This is a genomic window from Pseudoalteromonas sp. H71 (assembly GCF_001468485.1).
GTDB lineage: Bacteria > Pseudomonadota > Gammaproteobacteria > Enterobacterales > Alteromonadaceae > Pseudoalteromonas.
The window spans coordinates 1-17,718 of record NZ_LODI01000007.1 but is presented as its reverse complement, the minus strand read 5'-3'; the positions used below and the strand labels follow the sequence as shown (position 1 = coordinate 17,718).

Sequence of the window (17,718 nt, the reverse complement as noted above, 5' to 3'; positions counted from 1 at the left end):
GATGTTGGGCAACGCTATGATATATAATCTTTAATTACTTTATTCTTCCCTGTATTTTTTGCTGCGTACATCGCTTTGTCGGCAGATGCTAGTAATACTTTCATATCCGGACGAAGGGAGCAAAAATCAGCTACAACCACGCCAGCAGAAACTGTTATACGTTTAAATGTTGAGTATTCGTGGCTTATCGGACTTGAGGCAAAGCGAATAGGTAAGTCATCAAGCCAGTCTAAGTTGTTTTGGCCTAAAATTTTAACTAAAATGAACTCCTCGCCGCCAAACCTGACAACGATATCTGCCTCGCAATTTTGCAATCTGCTTGCAACATCAATGAGTATTTTATCTCCATCTAAATGACCGTAATTATCGTTGTATTTTTTAAAATCATCGATATCGATCATAGCAAGGGCTAGCGATTGTGATGGCTTAATTTGATTCATTAAGCGTTTACATTCTGAGTCAAAACTGTGTCTATTATGCAACCCTGTTAGCTGATCTACATTCGCTTTTTGTGTTTCCACGAGCTCTGCTTCATATTGTTTACGTAAAAGTATATCAAGTTGATATTGAATACACGCCATCACAATTACAATACTAATGTAAAAGTAAATACTCCATATTATTGGCGTGGATGAAAACAAATGAACACTTAAAAGGCTTAGCCCCGTAATTGTCCATAAAATAAGTTTATGGCCTAAATGAAGCATGGGTATTGCAGAAAAGGAAGCCACTACAAGCATAGGTCCTCCCTCGTTTAAATAACCATATAGCCCAACAAAGGACCAAAATAAATACCCAAATAAAACGCAAAATAAAATACCATAAGCAAAACAACGATAATGTAAGTATTTTGCCTTTAATTTATTGTTTACATAAATCAATACAAACGACAAACAAACCATCGAAAGCCTAAGAATATTAATAACAGAGGATATAGATTGTTCATCGTTTAACCACGAAAGAATAACCAAAATCGTTAAAAATAAAGCAGCTAAATACAAGGCTATATTAGCAAAGTGAACGGTGCTTTTATTAAGTTGATGCTGGAAGTCTTTTTCTTTGTCAGGCGGAAAATAAAATGTTGCGGGTATTAATTGCATTTTAAATTCCTTTTATACTTTCGTTGGCTTGAAATAATGTACTTAAAAGCCGCTATTTTTGTATTTATATGATGGTTGCTTTTTAAGCCATTTAAATTGGTCTAGTAAAATTAGCCTTTAAATATTATCGCTATGTTTGATTAATTACAATATTAGTAAACACTCAACGATGACTGTCTAAAAAACGTTGGTTATTACAACGTTTTTGGACAAAATATTTATTAGTAATTACTCAGGGCGGTATTGCTGCTGAACGCCTGTTAAGAATAAACGCAGTATTTGATCGTTACACACTCGGTAATGCTTGTTGTCTACTTTACGAGAAAACGCACTTAATTCGTGTTTGCTTAAATCAAAATCAACCAATGCAAGCGTGGCTATTACATCTTCTGCCTTCATGTTTAAAGCAATGCGTAACTTCATAAAGATAATATTATTATTTAACTTACTCTCTGGTATTGGTTGTTCGCCGTCACGCTTACCACGTTTAGTGTTGATAAAACCGTTCAAAAACGATGCAAACTCAGTGTCTGAAATTTCAACAAAGCCTTGCTCGCCCTCTTTTATTAACCATGCAAAGACTTGATCTGTGGTTACTGTGGCCTCTGCTGCAGCAAAAATATCAACCATGGCAGTATCTGTTAAATTAAAAGTGTAGCGAAGGCGGCGTAAAATATCGTTATTTGTCAAAGTAATTTCCTGAGTAAGGGATTGTAAAGCTAAGCAATAGCGCTCAACATTATATAAACGCGTAGTTTAGCAGCTTTACAAACCCGACCCTATTATTTTAATGAGGTTAATTACCAAGCACCTTTGCGGGATCGACTCGTGTAGCTTGCCAGGCAGGGTAAATAGTCGCAAAAACTGCGAGTATAAAGGTCGCTATTACTGTAATTCCTATGTCCTCGAGTACAAGTTTACTAGGTAAAAACTCAATAAAGTAAACGCCCTCAAGAGGATTAGCCCCCATTAACTGGCTTAGCCAAGCAAATAATTCACTTATATTTAATGCCAATACAACACCTATAAAAGTACCGAGCAATACCCCTACAAACGCTTGCGTTAACCCTTGCATTACGAAGGTGGCTAAAATAGTGCTGTCTTTCGCGCCCATGGTTTTTAAAATGGCGATATTGCCTTCTTTTTCACGCACTTCCATGACTAGCGACGACACAATATTAAAACTCGCAACAGCAATTATTAAAAACACAACAATATACACAATGGTACGAACCATTTGTATATCTTGGTATAAGCTGCCTTGTGTTCTAAACCAACTAGAAATATACACATAATCGCTAATGGTTTGCCCTACATTAAGCGCTATCTGGTGCGCCGAGAACACGTCATCAACACTTAATCTTAAACCTGTTACTTGGGTTTCGTCGTAGCCAAGTGTTTGCTGTGCTTTTGTCAAATGTATAAACGCAGCCGTGCTATCAATGGGGCCACCCATTTCAATAACACCAGCAAGGCTCAATGTAACGCGTTTAGGTGCTAATAACTGACCTCCCGTTTGTCCAACTTGAGGTATTAGCAAAGTAATATTATCACCCACTTTTGCATTAAGTTGCTTTACTATTTGCTGGCCTAAAATAACCTCTTCAGTGGATAGTTGGCTCACCAACTTGCCTGTTACAAACTGATTCACTGCAGAAACCTTACCCTCAAACAAAGGGCTAACACCCCGTATTTCAACCGCTTTTAATTGGCTTTTATACTGTGCCATACCATTCACCGCTATAAATGGAGCAGCCCCAGTGACATGCGGCTGACTTTCTAAATTAGCTATTTTTTGTTGCCAGTTAGCAATAGGACGGCTTGGCGCTACATATTCAACCTGTGGTACTACACTTAATAAACGATGGACTAATTGTTGCTCAAAGCCATTAATTACTGAAAGTGCGACAATTAATACAGCTACCCCCAATAAAATACCGATAGTAGAGGCCTTAGCAATAAAACTAACAAACCCGTTTTTTTCGTCTTTATGGCCAGAGTATGCTCTAAACCGTTTACTTAAAAATGCACTAAGCAACATGGCTAGACTCTTTTACTGCTAATTTACCGTCATCTAAATACGCAATTTTACCTAGCTTATCAGCAAGCTCCAAGTCGTGAGTTACCACTACAAAACTGGTGTTTAAACTTTGGTTTAGCTCGTTTATTAAATCATAAATTTTAATTGCGTTTTGCTTGTCTAAATTACCGGTTGGCTCATCAGCAAGAACCAACGCAGGTTTGGTTACCAAAGCACGGGCAATGGCAACACGTTGGCGCTCTCCTCCTGAAAGTGCTGAAGGTTTATGCGCACTTCTATGCGCAAGGCCAACTTTTTCGAGCATGTCGAGCGCCTGTAATTTGGCTTCTTTTGCAGTTAAACCTTTTATTAATAGTGGCATTGCTACATTTTCAACAGCACTAAACTCCATCAATAAATGGTGAAACTGATAAATAAACCCTAGGTTGTTATTTCTAAATGCTGCTTGTTCAGTGCGAGATAACTTAGCCACTTCTTGATTTTTGATTTTAGCAATACCTGCAGTGGCAGTATCAAGTGTACCGAGTACATGCAAAAGCGTACTTTTGCCCGAGCCAGAGCTACCTACAATAGCCAGCATTTCACCTTGTTGAAGTGATAAGTCAACGCCTTTTAACACTTCTACTGGGTTATTACCGTCTTGGTATACTTTGCTTAAATTTTCACAACTAATTACTAAATCATTCATAACGCAACACCTCTGCTGGTTTAACTTTTGCGGCTTTGCGCGCAGGATATAAGGTAGCTAAAAAGCTCATAGCAATACTGGCAAACGCAATTATTGCTAAACTAATCACATCAAATTTCACAGGTAATTCAATGCCAGCAAGTAGATTCAAGCCAACTAATTCAAGTAGTTCATTAATGTATAAACTCAGTAGTACACCCACAAAAGCCCCAATTAATGTGCCAATAACTCCGTTATAAAGCCCTTGAACCATAAATACTTTTTGTACTTGCGATGGGGTAAGGCCAAGAGTTTGCAGTATCGCAACTTCCCCTTGTTTTTCACTCACCATCATTGTTAAGGCTGATACAATATTAAATACAGCCACCAGCACAATAAGTGCAAGTAGCATAGACATAATCCGCTTTTCCATTGCTACTGCGGCAAATAAAGTACCTTGGGTGCTTCGCCAGTCTGAATAGTTGTAACCCTTTAAAATAAGTTTGCTCGCGTCTGTAAATTCATCTAATTCGAAAGGTTCATAAAGTGACACGCTTAAATTTGGGGCAACATTTTTATTTAACTTTAAAACACGCTGAAGCGATGCCCCACTTGTAAAGGCAAGTGCCATGTCTATTTCAGAGCCTGTTTCGTATATTGCTGCAACTTTAAATAAACGCTGGCTAGGCACACGCCCCAAAGGCGTGTAAGTAGATGCATTTGGCATGATCACACGGAGTTTATCACCTAAACCAATGCCCAGTTTTCGACTTAAATAGCGGCTTATAGCAATGTTATAGTTTGTACTTAGTACTGTTTGCCAATTACCTTGCACTATTTTGTCAGTCACTTTGTATAACGCACCGTTATTGTCATATAAGCCTTGCAGCAATACGCCGTGAAGATCTTTATTGGTTTGTAAAATAGCTTCGCCATGGCGATATAAATTAACGTGTTCCACGTAAGGAGATTTAGCTAGATTTGATTTAAGAGCCGACATTTCATCTGGTTTATGCTTTCCAGATTCAACTTCAATATGAGGAATGAGGCCTAACATATTGGTTTTTAAACTGTGCTCAAAGCCGTTCATTACACTGCTTACAGTAAATAAAGCCATTAAACCAATAGCAATACCGGCAATAGAAAAAAAAGAAATAAACGATATAAACGCGTTCCCTTTAGAGGAGCGGCTGTATCTAAGTCCTATAAATAGGCTAACCGGTTGAAACATATTATTTAAAACATTTGTGTTAAAAGTGTTCGGCTATAGTAGCACGAAGTTAGCGCAATTGAATATGACCATAAATGTAAGAAATAATTTATAAATCTGAGACTTGGCTGATTTTTCAGCAATCTATTTAGCGCAATTTACGCTTTGAGGTCAGCAACTAAATAATCTAGCAATACACGTACATTAGTAGCTACAAACTGGCGCGGCGGGTAAACACCCCACACACCTTCTTGCTTAGGTTGGTATGACGTTAAAATAGGCACAAGCTCCCCACTTTTAACCTCGTTCCCTATGTAGTAGTCAGGCAGTTGTACAATTCCTAAGCCTTTTTTAGCACCATCAACAAGTGCCCACCCACTATTGCACTGTAGCCTACCAGCAATTTTAATGTGTTTTTCACGCTCATTTTCGTTTACACGCCAATAACTGCTATTACCTATTAAGCACTGGTGATTATTTAATTCCCCCAACGTATGTGGCTCACCAAAGCGCCTTAAATATAAAGGCGATGCACACATAATAAAGCGCCGAGCACTTAACCTTCGAGCTTTTAAACTTGAATCTTTTAAATGCCCTAACCGTATTGCTAAATCAAACCCTCCATCTAATAAATCTTCTTGTTCGTTACTTAAGGTGGCAATAACTTCTACTTCAGGGTGATCGTGCATAAAATTGTGCACAATAGGCATAATAAATGTCTCCCCATACATGACAGGGGCCGTTAACTTAATTTTTCCTTTAGGCGTAGTTTGATGTGTTGCAAGGCCTTGCGTAGCATCGTCCATTGCATGCTGTAAGTGCTTTATTTGATGTAAAAAAATCTCACCCTCTTTGGTAAGAACCACTTTGCGGGTAGTACGCGTTAAAAGCTGGGTATTTAAACGTTGCTCAAGGGTGGTTACATGCCGGCTAATATGCGCAACCGAAAGCCCTAACGTTTTTGCCGCAGCAGTAAAGCTCCCCTCTTCACCGACTGCTATAAATTCATCAATCCCGTCCCAACGTGCCATTATTACCATACTGTAAAAGTGTTTTAATAAATCAGAGATTATCATTATATGAGAAACAAATACAATAGTCGCATCACCCAAACAAATTGGGTCTACAATTGATATTTAATACCACTACAAAGGATAAACACATGTCTGAATTTATTAAATCAAAAGCGGCGATTGCTTGGGGCCCAAACCAACCTTTAAGCGTTGAAGAAGTTGATGTGATGATGCCTAAAAAAGGCGAAGTAATGGTAAAAATTACCGCTACTGGTGTTTGTCATACCGATGCATTTACCTTATCGGGTGAAGATCCTGAAGGTATATTCCCCGCTATTTTAGGTCACGAAGGCGCAGGCGTTGTATACGCAGTTGGCGAAGGCGTAACGAGTGTAGAAGTGGGCGATCATGTTATTCCACTTTATACCGCCGAATGTGGTGAGTGTAAAATGTGTACATCTGGCAAAACTAACTTGTGTTCAGCAGTACGTGAAACCCAAGGTAAAGGCCTTATGCCAGACGGCACAACACGCTTTTTTAAAGACGGCCAGCCAATTTACCACTATATGGGTTGCTCAACGTTTTCTGAGTACACAGTACTTCCAGAAATCTCATTAGCCAAAGTAAACAAAGAAGCTTCTTTAGAAGAAATTTGTTTATTAGGGTGTGGTGTAACAACCGGAATGGGTGCGGTAACTAACACAGCCAAAGTTAAAGAAGGCGATACCGTTGCTATATTTGGCCTGGGTGGTATTGGTTTATCTGCAATTATTGGTGCAAAAATGGCAGGCGCGAGTCGTATTATTGGTGTAGACATTAACACCAGTAAATTTGGCCTTGCCACTAAACTTGGCGCAACTGATTTAATAAGCCCTAAAGACTTCGACAAACCAATTCAAGAAGTAATTGTTGAAATGACTGACGGTGGTGTTGACTACTCGTTTGAATGTATTGGTAATGTTGATGTAATGCGCTCTGCACTTGAGTGTTGTCATAAAGGTTGGGGGGAATCTGTAATTATTGGTGTAGCCGGTGCTGGCCAAGAAATTTCTACACGTCCTTTCCAACTGGTAACTGGCCGAGTATGGCGTGGTAGCGCATTTGGTGGTGTTAAAGGCCGCTCGCAACTTCCTGAAATTGTTGAGCGCTACATGGCGGGTGAATTTGCGTTAAACGACTTTATTACCCACACAATGAGCCTTGAGGAAATTAACGACGCGTTTGATTTAATGCACGAAGGTAAAAGTATTCGTACCGTAATTCATTACTAATAAGCACTTAGTAAACGACTTAATAAAAAGCCATAAAACCAAAAAGTTTACGGCTTTTAAGGATTATTATGTTAGAGAATATATCAAGTACAAAAGTAGCCGGTGGTTGGCATAAGCAATATACCCATGCTGCAACAAGTACCCATTGCACTATGCGTTTTGCAGTATTTTTACCACCTGATGCAAGTGAAAAAAACAAAGTACCTGTGCTTTATTGGCTATCGGGTTTAACCTGCACCGACGAAAATTTTATGCAAAAAGCAGGCGCTTTTAAAAAAGCCGCCGAGCTGGGTTTTGCAATAGTGGCACCCGATACGAGTCCGCGTGGCGATAATGTACCCAACGATGATAATTACGACTTTGGGCAAGGTGCTGGCTTTTATGTTAATGCAACGCAAGCACCTTACAACACACATTTTAATATGTACGACTACGTGGTTAATGAGCTACCTGCGCTTATTGAACAGCATTTCCCAGTAACCAGCACAAAAGCCATTAGTGGTCATTCTATGGGTGGGCACGGTGCTTTAATGCTTGCACTTAAAAATCCAACAGCCTATGAAAGTGCCTCTGCGTTTAGCCCAATAGTTAACCCAATAAATTGCCCTTGGGGGATAAAAGCATTTACTGGTTATTTAGGTGACAATAAATCACTTTGGGCGCAATACGATACCTGCGAACTTATGAAACTAGCAACGCAAGCGGATTACCTACCTATGCTGGTATCTCAAGGGGGTGCCGATAGTTTTTTAGAAGAGCAACTCAAACCACAAAACCTAGTGGCAGTTGCTCACGATAAGGGTTACCCGTTAACGCTTGAAATGCAAGAAGGTTACGACCATAGTTACTTTTTCATCAGTAGCTTTATTGACCAACACTTATTATTTCATAGTCAGTTTTTAACTGCGTAGCCTCGCTAGTGTGTAGTTCTTGATTCTCTAGTTCTACGCACTCTTTTAAACTTTTACCTACCTTTCTACACACTTTGCGCTGTTGATTATTCTCCACACTGACAAAGTCGACTAATGCAGAATCAATTTTTAAACCTAGTTTTGTAAAAGAAAACCCTTCTCTATCTTTTGCAATGGGTTTAAAGGGATCTTTGTAAGGATCTGAACGAGCAGTGCTATTCATATTTTGATTTACTTTTTCGTTATTTTGAGCATGCCCATCTATTAAAACTCCTGCCACCGTGCAACCACTTAAATACACACTTATTAAAATAGTTACTAATAATTTCATAATCCCCTCCTCTAAAATATTTATAAATACTAAACGATTATAAAATTAAGACTGTAAAAAGTTGTAAAACCAATTTAAATACACCTATAAACACATGAAGTAAAAGTGATAAACCAATGTGTACATTTTACTAAATATGCACTCAACTAACCTGATGTAAAAAGCAACGCATTGATTTTTAATGTTTTTATATTTGGCGCGGCACTTGCTTTTGTAACTTAAGTTTATTTAATTGAGAATAGCAATGGAATTTGATTTACAGTGGAACGAAATCTTAGATAACTTAATTCACTTAGGCATTGCCTACGCTCTCGCATTGCCGATGGCATACGACAGAGAGCGCAGTAAAGATGGGGCTGGGCTAAGAACATTTCCGTTAGTCGCGGTTGCATCGTGCGGGTACGCACTTATAGCTATGTCGGTGTTAGACTCATCTGAAGCACAATCTAAAATGTTACAAGGAATTATTACCGGGATCGGATTTATTGGTGGTGGCGCAATTTTGAAGAATAACCAGTCAACATCAGGTACTGCAACCGCAGCGAGCATATGGAACATGGGTTTAATTGGTATTGCTGTGGCAAATAACCATTTTGCTGGCTATAATTAACTTTATAACGCTCAGGTATGTAAAAAAATTAAAGTAATATAGCTTAAGCATAAAAAACCCCAATTATTGGGGTTTTTATTAAGACTATGTTGTTAGCTATTTACAAAAAAGCATAACCACTTTGTTTTAAAGTGACCGTTTGTGCTTGCGCACTTTTAATTAATAATCCACAGCGTAAATCGTCTTTAGAAATAGTAATTTTATCAATAGCGCTTGTGTTGTAATTTACCACTTTATTTTCACAGCGCAGTTGAACCTTGCTAAGTGGCATTGTTGATTCAAGCACAACCTCACTTTTAGACAATAAAGGTATAACGGCTTGTTCTGTTTCAATCATTATCTGCTGGTTTATATCGCCTGAGTTTTTATAAATATCATTAACTTGAGTTAACAACTGTTGTTTATTTTCATCTGTAAAAACAAAGGCTTTAATATTTCCTAGGGCATCAATTGCATCATAGGCACGCACATAGTCCTGTTTAGAAATAAACCATTGCAAAGCATTTTTTACCACTCGCACTTTTATCTGATCTGGTAAATTATCTCTGAACAAAAATGCATTGTTAATGTGTTTATCAAAGCCGTTCCAATCTTTCGTAAAATAGCTATGCTGACTTTTTAACCATGAAAGTAATACTATTTCAACTGTATTTTTAGCATGATCGCGTTCTAGCTCTATTATTTTACTTTGCGCTTCGTCTAGTTTTTTTTCATTAATTAAATTACTTGCCGCTTCATAATCATTAAAAAAGCCATGTTTTGCTTTGTCATTAGTGTACCCCAAGTGTAAATTTTGAGACATTACAGTAATAAGCTTTGCACTTGGCACTGATTTACCATCGACCTGAGCACTTTTGTAATTTAGTTTTGACACATACTCTACAACTTCTCTTTTGTATTTGCCTTGCCCGATAGATGCAACAATTTCAATATCACTAACTTGACCACTTTCATTCACAACATAACTACTTAAATTTAAGCCTTCAAAGCGTGACACACGAGAAGATGTATTTGTTTATTGTAGTTATCTTTAACAACTTCAGCTGGCACAAAATCTGCCATTACTGGCACACAAGTTAATGCAGGTATTATAGAAAGAGCTATAGAGAGTTTTTTCATTTGATTATCCATCCTAGAAAGCAAAGTAGCTATTATAGAAACAAACATTATAAAAAGATGCAAGCTTATATTTATAACTAACCAAAATTTAACTATAGACTAATAAACTCATAAATATAAAAAAGGCGCTTAATAAAGCGCCTTGGGTTTCAAGTATGTGTGCTTAAAACATATCTTGATAGGAGTGGGTTGTACTAAACGAGATGGCTTTATCAAAACCTGGTAGTTCAATACCGTCTTCTCCAATTACAATGTCGTTATCGTCAATGGCGCCATCACCAAAACGATATACTAATTCGTACTTACCAAGGTCAGCTTGCGCTTTATAGGTATTTTGCGCAGCAACAACAGATGTATTTTTATCAGCGTAATCACTCATCGCTTTTTCACCATGGCGCTTAGCAAGCATTTGCATTGTTACTTTTGCGCTAAGTACAGTCGCTGTGGCGTTATTACCGCCAAAGCCTTTTGAGTTTATAAAGGCTATGTCCATATCGCCGCAATCGTAATGACTGTTTCGTATATCTAAGTGATCTGCATAAACATCGTCAGCAACTTTATCTATGGTAGTAATACCCGGCATAATATTATGGCTAAATACACCCAGCGCAATCGCTAACTGATCGCCACTGGCAGGAGCAATTGTATGCCCTACATAAGCTTTTGGCGCCGTTACTTTCCAGTTATCAATAGCAAAGGTTTGCGCTACTTTGTGATAAATAAGTGACTCAGTTACTCTGTTTTGCGGCGTACTTGAACCGTGCGCTAAAATAAAGCTGCGGTTTTGTAGCGCGTCTTTACCTAATAAGCTTGTTGCCAATGCCGCAGATTTAGCCATGGTAATGTAATTACCCGGGCCCGGTGAGGTGATTGATTTTTTAATACCATCGGCATTTACAAATACATCAGGTACTGAGCCCATAATGTCTGCACCAAGCTCTAGTGCTAATGCATCATCCATTAAAATAGTGACTTGTGCGCCTTCACCTAATGTAAAACCACAGTTTTCGCCAAATGGGCGGCTACTTTTACGGTAATCGGGCTCTTGTTCACTACTTAAGTTATCTAAACGGCGCAGGCCTTCAACATTTGCAAGGGCGCTCATATTACCAAACCCTTCAACTACTTCTGGCGTAATAGCGCATTCAACACTTGCAACAACCGCAACACGGGTGCGCCCAGCTTGAATATCGTTTACTGCAGCGCGTAAGTTATATAAAAAAGTGGCACATGCCCCCGAGGTAGAAAACGTAGTACCTACATTACCGGTAACGTATGCGTTTATGAAATCAGTCGACATTGTGTTTAAACCTAGTGCTAATTGCTTAGTACTAACACGATCCCCTTGCTGACGCGCTTTAACTAAACCACCTAATCCTTTGTCGTCCATTTGGCCAATAACAGAGGCTGAATAGGTACCAATTTTATCTGGCTCTACGCTATTCATTATGCGTTGCCAGTCAAGGCCTGTTGATTTAATCGCGTCGTTTGCAGCAAATATAGTGGCTTGCAAACCGCGAGGCTGATAACGGCTGTTATACATAATTGATGGATCAAACCCAGTAGGAAACTGCCCCGCCGATTTAATTGGGTTGTCACGGGTAGAATCAAGCTTTACGTCTAGCTCTGCGGCTATGGTTACTTTTACTTTTTTGCCGTCAAGCTCTTGCACATTCCAGCTTGCAGGCACAGGGGTTGGTAAATCACGTGCGCGAGTTTCAAATGCAATTGCGTTTTCATCAGATGTCTTTAACGTCATTTTTTGCTGCCAAGGCGTGGCATCTGCATCAAAATGTTCTTTTTCAATTTTACGAATAAGTGTGCCAGCAATAATTTGCTCACCAAAGCGTGCTTCTATGTCGCTTTGCTCAACATTATTACCATTTGAATCTTGAAGGTTACCATCAACAACGCTTACCAAGTTCATTAATGTGGCGAGGCCTAAAAATGTTTCACTACGATCTTGTGCGTTTAATGCATCTAATACGATACGGCGGTAACCTTGATGAAAAGAAGTTCGGCCTGCGGCGTTTATACCGCCCATGCCTACTATTACGGGTAATGCTGTCATTATTAACCTTTAATGCGTGTTATTGGAGAAGCAAACAGTTTAATTGGATTAATAACAACCCTTTATGCTTTAATAGCCAAATATTCTGCATAAAAGGCCAAAAAGTACTGGTCGGAGCATTGAAATGAATAAAAAATCGCTTAACCCCGCGCTAAACATTGCAATCACTGTGTACCCACACCTACTTATTACCAGTTTAACGCTCCCCATTGAAATGCTGAGAGCGGGCGAAGCCTATGCAAAAGGCCACTTAAACCCAGCTGACTTTAGACCACTTAGTATAAATTTAATTGCTAAAAATAATGAGCCAATACAAACCCGTACAGGCCTTGCTATAGTTCCCGACTTCACGACTGCCAACGCACCATATAACGATTTAATTATAGTCCCCGGCATTTGGCGAAACCCTCGCCCTGTCGTTCGTACTAATTTAGAAATTGTTGAATGGCTACAAGAAAGCTTTGAAACTGGCAGCCATATAATTGGTGTGGGCACTGGTAACTGCTTAATTGCAGAGGCAGGGTTACTTGATGGGCACCCTGCAACAACCCACTGGCATTATGCAAAACAATTTAGCCACGACTACCCATTAGTAAGCCTAAAACCTGACTTTTTTATAACCCAATCTGAGCGCATGTATACGGTGGCAAGCTTAAATGCCCTTGCCGATGTGATCGTACATATTATTAGCCAATATTACGGCAAAGCCGCTGCGCAGCACGTAGAACGTAACTTTTCGCACGAAGTACGTAAACCGTACGAAGATCAGCGCTACCTTGAAGGCGCGGTTGACCGCCACCCAGATGAACTCATAGCGCAAATTCAGTTTTGGCTTAAAACTAATTTAGCAAGCGAGTTAAACCTGCAAGAAGTAGCTACACAATTTAGTTTAAGCTACCGTACCTTCACACGGCGTTTTAAGCTTGCAACTAATCAAAGCCCTATAGAATATTGGCAGCAATTACGGGTTGAAGGTGCTAAAGAATTATTAGCGTCGTCTAATTTAACTATTCAAGAAGTGGCGCTTGAGGTTGGTTATAACGACCAAGGGCATTTAACTCGCGTGTTTAAAAAAGTGCTAAGCCAAACGCCAAGCGAGTACAGAAAAGTAGTAAGAAGAAAATTATTTGGCTAATGCAAAAACGCCACTAAATTAGTGGCGTTCTATGTCGTTAAAGTCTTTTCGGTAGTAACGCTTTTGATAGTTTTTTACTTTAGCGTGTACGCCTTTACTTAAACTTTTAAATTTAGCCTCAAGTACATCTACACCATATAAAATACCAACCACCAGCACTGAAAGTTTAATAGCAGCGCCTAAATTGTCGGTGGCTATCATTACGCCAATTGAGGCAAGCACCCAAATGGTTGCAGCTGAAGTAACCCCTACTACGGCGCCGTCTTTTGCAAGCATGACCCCAGCGCCTAAAAAGCCTATGCCTGTAATTATTTGCCCCACTACACGAGAATGATCAATCACATCGCCTTGTAAGTTAAACGCGGTCGATAAAAACAAATACGTGCCCAGCGTTATTAACGCTGAGGTACGAATACCCACAGGTTTACCTCGTAACTGGCGCTCTATACCAATTATGGCACCGCAAAAAGCGGCGGTGCCAATGGCTGCCCACGAATAAGGGGCTACATCAATTAAATCTAAAAAAGTCACTCTTTAATAAATACCTATTAATTATTAGCAATGGCCACTGCGGTTCTTAGCCGTTGGCCACCAAATGCTGACATTTTACTAAAATCACTGCGCGCTATAGGCACGTACTGGCAATCTATTGCGAGTTGTTTGTCGCTTCCTGGCTCGCAAAATGGGTCGTGAACATACACGCAGTGCTCATCAAGGTGGGTAACGCACACCCAATGCGGTGATTTTTTACCATCAAAACTGTATGTACTAATCAATAACAGTACGCTAAAGCCTTGGCTTAACCACTGTTCAATATGCTCAAGCTCTACATCTTTATGCATCAGCGGTATATTTGCCTGTGCAATGCCATCAACAAATTGTTCATGAACAGTAGCTAGTACCAATTTTTTGTTCTCATTGCGTACGCCATCTAAAAACAAAGGCTCTGTGGTATTAACCATTACTTCGCTTTTAAAGCCGCGTTTGTTAGCGGCAAGTGCTAGACCAAACGGATGGCAACCACCATGCCCTGAGGTCATAAAAATGGTGGTGCCTTCACGCCACAGTGCCAGCTCGTGTGATTGGCTAAGCTCCGTTGTTGGCTTAAGTGCCCCCATTGCCATTAATAACGCCGCAGGCCCACAGGTAAACTCGGTAGTTTGCTGATACCATGGCGTTAATCGCGCTACTTTTAGCTCACTCGTTTGGCGAATATTTTTTTGCATTCGCAGCGCATCACTGTGATCGTCATAATAATCGCTATATTGACCAAAGACTCTGTAACCCAAACTTTTATAAAGCCCAATTGCACTGTCGTTATTTACGGCCACTTCTAATCTCAAGTAAATACGCCCACGCTCACAGGTTTGTTTTTCAAGCGCAGCTAATAGCATTTTGGCAATGCCTTTACCTTGCATTGTGGGTTTTACAGCTAGCGAATATAAACGCGCTAAACGTGTACCTTTATGGCACCACACAAGCCCATAGCCGCATACTTGCTCGCCATTTTCTGCAATTAGCAAAATACCGTGCTTAGCACTTAACCAGCGCTTTAAACTGCGCGGGCTCAATTTATCGTTATTAAAGCACGCATTTTCAACGTCAATCAATGCGTTTAAATCTCTGCTAAGTGCTTTACGAATAACAAGGTTACTCATGTTGTTAACCACGGCCTCGGGCTTCTAAACGTTGTTTAAATTCGTCCATAATGATCATGTATAGCTCGTCGCCTAAATAGCCGTCTTCTACTTTGTGATCAATACTTGGATTGTCATTTACTTCAAGCACGTATGCTTTGCCTTGTTGCTCTTTAACATCTACGCCATATAATCCTTTACCCACTGTTTTACATGCTTTTAATGCGGCATCTAATACGGCTTTTGGTAACTCAAAGGTAGGTAGCGTTTCAAAGCCACCCGAGAAAAACCGCTTAGCGTCATGGTTATAAATTTGCCAATGGTTGCGCGCCATTAAATAGCGACACGCATATATAGCGCGGCCATTTAATACCCCTACTCGCCAATCGTATTCTGTATACATATATTCTTGCGCAAGTACCAATGCGCTATATTCAAACAGCTCAGTTAATTTAGCTTCAAGCTCACTGCGGTTTGCAACTTTAAACACCCCTTTTGAGAAAGACCCTTCAGGCATTTTTAACACAAGCGGATAGGTAAACGCCTCTTCTAATTGCTCAAGCGTTTGCGCTGATTGATCAGCCACTACAACCGTTTTTAAACTGGGCACTTTTTGATAATTAAACGCATCGTGTAAATACACTTTATTACAACAACGTAAAATAGACTCGGCGTCATCAATAACCACTAAACCTAGGCTTTGCGCTTTGCTTGCAAGGCGATACGTTGGGTGGTCAATCGCTGTAGTTTGGCGAATAAATAACGCATCAAACTGGGCAATGTTGTCAATTTCATCAAAACTGAGTGCTTGCGCATTAATACCATGTTTAGCTGCTGCTTTTATAAAACGGGCAATGGCGTCTTTATCACTCGGTGGTACTTTTTCGTTATGATCAACCAGTATTGCCATATCCCATCTAAAACGGCGCTGCACATTACCAATACGCCATTGAGTTTGGGTAAACATATTTAATTTAGCTACAAAATTGCTGTATTGCTCCTCGTTTAAAGAGCTAAGCGAACCTTGCTGTAACAAACCTTGCTCATCGACATATAAAATAGGCGCTGGGTATTGTTTAAATACCGATTTAGCCGCTTTACTTTGTAATTCGTTTAGCGCATTACCAAAGTAAATTTCACCATCAATTTGCCCCACATTTAACATAGGTGCTTGGCCACTTCGAAGCGCGTTTATTGTTTTTACACTTGGTAATACTTGGTGTTTGCGCGCCTCAGCAAGCAATGAGCAATAGTAACCCTTACTCAAGTATTGGCTTGAGTCGCATAAATTAATAATGCGGGTTTTAGGTTCATTATGTTTTGGGTAATCACGCAAGTAACTATTAAACGTAATTACATTTTCGAAATATTGAGCAAGTGTTTGCTCGTTGTTATCAACCACTATTAAGGTTTTAAACACGACTTTTCCTAGTTATACCAATCGGTAGTAAGCCAAATATAAATGCGTGCGATCTTTAAATTATCGCACTATAAATAGAAACACCCATCGTACTAAGTGTGCATTGCGCGTATCACTTAATCCGATGGGTGCTTTAACAAATACCTACTGTAAGTGTTAGCGCTTAAATTGCTTAAGCGACATCTGCTTTATATGCCCTTTTTAAAAACCACACAAACGAGATATTTTTAGCGTGAAGATAAAAAATATTGATTAACTATATTTTCCTATTAATGCAGATTAAAATACGCAAAATTACTATTTTATGAGCGTTATAAATGTCACATCCTGCCTGCCCACAGTGCCAATCTGAATATGTTTACGAAGACCAACAAATGCTTATTTGCCCTGAATGCGCCTATGAATGGAACCCAAATAGTACAAGCGATGAAGACGCAATTTTAGTTAAAGATGCCAACGGCACCCAACTTAATGATGGCGATAAAGTAACCGTAGCCAAAGATTTAAAAATAAAAGGCAGCTCGCAAGTTATTAAAATTGGCACCAAAGCGGTCGTAAGGCGTGTGCTTGATAAAAAAGATCACGAGCTAGATTGTAAAGTAGATGGCATTGGCGAAATGATGGTAACAGCGAAGTTTGTGAAAAAGGCTAACTAGTTGGGTAGGTCGGATAAGTGGCGAAGCCATCCTGCATGTCTCGCCCAAACACTCCAAATGATTAAGTTTATTGAGCTAAAGGTGAACATTCATTAACAACCGCTAAACCCAAGTCTATGTGAGCGACAATATAGCCATATTCCTTCTTTGACAGTTTGCCAGTTTTATACAGCTCTTTTGCCGACTTATGGTTCCAAGATTGACCACATTTTGGCTCTGGAATTTGAAGATCTAGGTTAAGTAGATATTCCTTTTCTTTATCTATGGAATACCCTTTTTTAACAGAGCTTTTTGCGCAAAGGCTTAGTGCATATTCAACCGCAAACTTGTCTACACTTGGTAAACCAACAAACTCCACATCACACCCTAAAACACGTTCGCCAGAAGCCTTCGTGTAATAAAGCTTTCCTGTTGTGCAAGCTGATAATAAAAAGAGCACTGCGAATATTGATAAAAATCTATAAATCAAAATACTTCCTTGTTTACTGCTGCCTAGCTCAGCGGGCATTTGAAACTTAGTGAAAAT

Annotated in this window: 18 protein-coding genes and 1 pseudogene; 5 read left to right on the top strand and 14 right to left on the bottom strand. The window is 39.5% G+C overall.

All coding sequences use genetic code 11. The annotated features are described in order from the left end of the window. Window positions 1-14: 14 nt before the first annotated feature. The 6 genes from ATS71_RS05570 to ATS71_RS05545 form a co-directional block, all read right to left on the bottom strand. Window positions 15-1,100, bottom strand: a complete 1,086-nt coding sequence (locus tag ATS71_RS05570; protein ID WP_058403920.1) for a GGDEF domain-containing protein — start codon at window positions 1,098-1,100, stop codon at window positions 15-17. Between the two features lie 228 nt (window positions 1,101-1,328). Then, on the bottom strand, window positions 1,329-1,790 hold the full coding sequence (locus ATS71_RS05565; RefSeq protein WP_058403919.1) for a DUF1456 family protein: 462 nt from the start codon (window positions 1,788-1,790) through the stop codon (window positions 1,329-1,331). Between the two features lie 106 nt (window positions 1,791-1,896). Further along, window positions 1,897-3,141: a lipoprotein-releasing ABC transporter permease subunit gene (locus tag ATS71_RS05560; RefSeq protein WP_058403918.1), complete on the bottom strand. Its 1,245-nt coding sequence runs from the start codon at window positions 3,139-3,141 to the stop codon at window positions 1,897-1,899. Then, the gene (lolD, locus tag ATS71_RS05555; protein WP_058403917.1) at window positions 3,131-3,829 is read right to left on the bottom strand and encodes a lipoprotein-releasing ABC transporter ATP-binding protein LolD; all 699 of its coding nucleotides are present in this window, start codon (window positions 3,827-3,829) and stop codon (window positions 3,131-3,133) included. The genes ATS71_RS05560 and lolD overlap by 11 nt, the downstream gene beginning before the upstream one ends. After that, complete coding sequence (locus ATS71_RS05550) at window positions 3,822-5,039, bottom strand: lipoprotein-releasing ABC transporter permease subunit (protein ID WP_058403916.1); 1,218 nt, start codon at window positions 5,037-5,039, stop codon at window positions 3,822-3,824. Before ATS71_RS05550 ends, lolD begins: the two co-directional genes overlap by 8 nt. Window positions 5,040-5,176: 137 nt before the next feature. Beyond that, window positions 5,177-6,049 carry a LysR family transcriptional regulator gene (locus tag ATS71_RS05545; RefSeq protein ID WP_201020858.1) on the bottom strand — a complete coding sequence of 291 codons (873 nt, stop codon included), beginning with the start codon at window positions 6,047-6,049 and terminating at the stop codon, window positions 5,177-5,179. Between the two features lie 131 nt (window positions 6,050-6,180). On the opposite strand from ATS71_RS05545, the gene ATS71_RS05540 reads away from it, so the two are divergent. Both ATS71_RS05540 and fghA read left to right on the top strand, forming a co-directional pair. Then, complete coding sequence (locus tag ATS71_RS05540; protein WP_058403914.1) at window positions 6,181-7,302, top strand: S-(hydroxymethyl)glutathione dehydrogenase/class III alcohol dehydrogenase; 1,122 nt, start codon at window positions 6,181-6,183, stop codon at window positions 7,300-7,302. Between the two features lie 68 nt (window positions 7,303-7,370). Continuing rightward, window positions 7,371-8,213: an S-formylglutathione hydrolase gene (fghA, locus tag ATS71_RS05535; RefSeq protein ID WP_058403913.1), complete on the top strand. Its 843-nt coding sequence runs from the start codon at window positions 7,371-7,373 to the stop codon at window positions 8,211-8,213. Here fghA and ATS71_RS05530 read toward each other — a convergent pair. Beyond that, entirely contained in the window at window positions 8,167-8,544 is a 378-nt protein-coding gene (locus tag ATS71_RS05530; protein WP_058403912.1) for a hypothetical protein, read from the bottom strand. The two genes, fghA and ATS71_RS05530, sit on opposite strands and share 47 nt — an antisense overlap. A gap of 244 nt (window positions 8,545-8,788) precedes the next feature. On the opposite strand from ATS71_RS05530, the pseudogene ATS71_RS05525 reads away from it, so the two are divergent. Further along, window positions 8,789-9,191 (top strand): annotated as a pseudogene (locus ATS71_RS05525) (MgtC/SapB family protein). Window positions 9,192-9,254: 63 nt separating this feature from the next. On the opposite strand, the gene ATS71_RS05520 reads toward ATS71_RS05525, so the two are convergent. The 3 genes from ATS71_RS05520 to ATS71_RS05515 form a co-directional block, all read right to left on the bottom strand. Next, entirely contained in the window at window positions 9,255-10,112 is an 858-nt protein-coding gene (locus ATS71_RS05520; RefSeq protein WP_235591417.1) for an energy transducer TonB, read from the bottom strand. Between the two features lie 17 nt (window positions 10,113-10,129). Continuing rightward, window positions 10,130-10,273, bottom strand: a complete 144-nt coding sequence (locus ATS71_RS18825; protein WP_235591416.1) for a hypothetical protein — start codon at window positions 10,271-10,273, stop codon at window positions 10,130-10,132. A 163-nt stretch (window positions 10,274-10,436) separates the two neighbouring features. Further along, window positions 10,437-12,344: a beta-ketoacyl synthase gene (locus tag ATS71_RS05515; RefSeq protein WP_058403911.1), complete on the bottom strand. Its 1,908-nt coding sequence runs from the start codon at window positions 12,342-12,344 to the stop codon at window positions 10,437-10,439. Between the two features lie 124 nt (window positions 12,345-12,468). On the opposite strand from ATS71_RS05515, the gene ATS71_RS05510 reads away from it, so the two are divergent. Beyond that, window positions 12,469-13,479 carry a GlxA family transcriptional regulator gene (locus ATS71_RS05510; protein WP_058403910.1) on the top strand — a complete coding sequence of 337 codons (1,011 nt, stop codon included), beginning with the start codon at window positions 12,469-12,471 and terminating at the stop codon, window positions 13,477-13,479. A gap of 18 nt (window positions 13,480-13,497) precedes the next feature. Here ATS71_RS05510 and ATS71_RS05505 read toward each other — a convergent pair whose 3' ends face one another. Genes ATS71_RS05505 through ATS71_RS05495 form a run of 3 tightly spaced genes read right to left on the bottom strand, consistent with a single transcriptional unit; the run spans window position 13,498 to window position 16,536 of the window. Continuing rightward, a complete protein-coding gene (locus tag ATS71_RS05505; RefSeq protein WP_058403909.1) occupies window positions 13,498-14,010 on the bottom strand; it encodes an MgtC/SapB family protein in 513 nt (170 codons plus the stop codon). A 17-nt stretch (window positions 14,011-14,027) separates the two neighbouring features. Continuing rightward, window positions 14,028-15,137, bottom strand: a complete 1,110-nt coding sequence (locus tag ATS71_RS05500) for a GNAT family N-acetyltransferase/peptidase C39 family protein (RefSeq protein ID WP_058403969.1) — start codon at window positions 15,135-15,137, stop codon at window positions 14,028-14,030. 4 nt (window positions 15,138-15,141) lie between these two features. Next, window positions 15,142-16,536: a RimK family protein gene (locus tag ATS71_RS05495; RefSeq protein ID WP_058403908.1), complete on the bottom strand. Its 1,395-nt coding sequence runs from the start codon at window positions 16,534-16,536 to the stop codon at window positions 15,142-15,144. Between the two features lie 317 nt (window positions 16,537-16,853). Between ATS71_RS05495 and ATS71_RS05490 the strand changes: the two genes are divergently transcribed. Next, window positions 16,854-17,192 (top strand): zinc ribbon domain-containing protein YjdM, encoded by a 339-nt coding sequence (locus tag ATS71_RS05490; RefSeq protein ID WP_058403907.1) that lies wholly within the window; start codon window positions 16,854-16,856, stop codon window positions 17,190-17,192. A 67-nt stretch (window positions 17,193-17,259) separates the two neighbouring features. Here ATS71_RS05490 and ATS71_RS05485 read toward each other — a convergent pair. Beyond that, window positions 17,260-17,718 (bottom strand): hypothetical protein (locus tag ATS71_RS05485; RefSeq protein ID WP_235591415.1); only part of this gene is annotated, 459 nt, incomplete at its 5' end.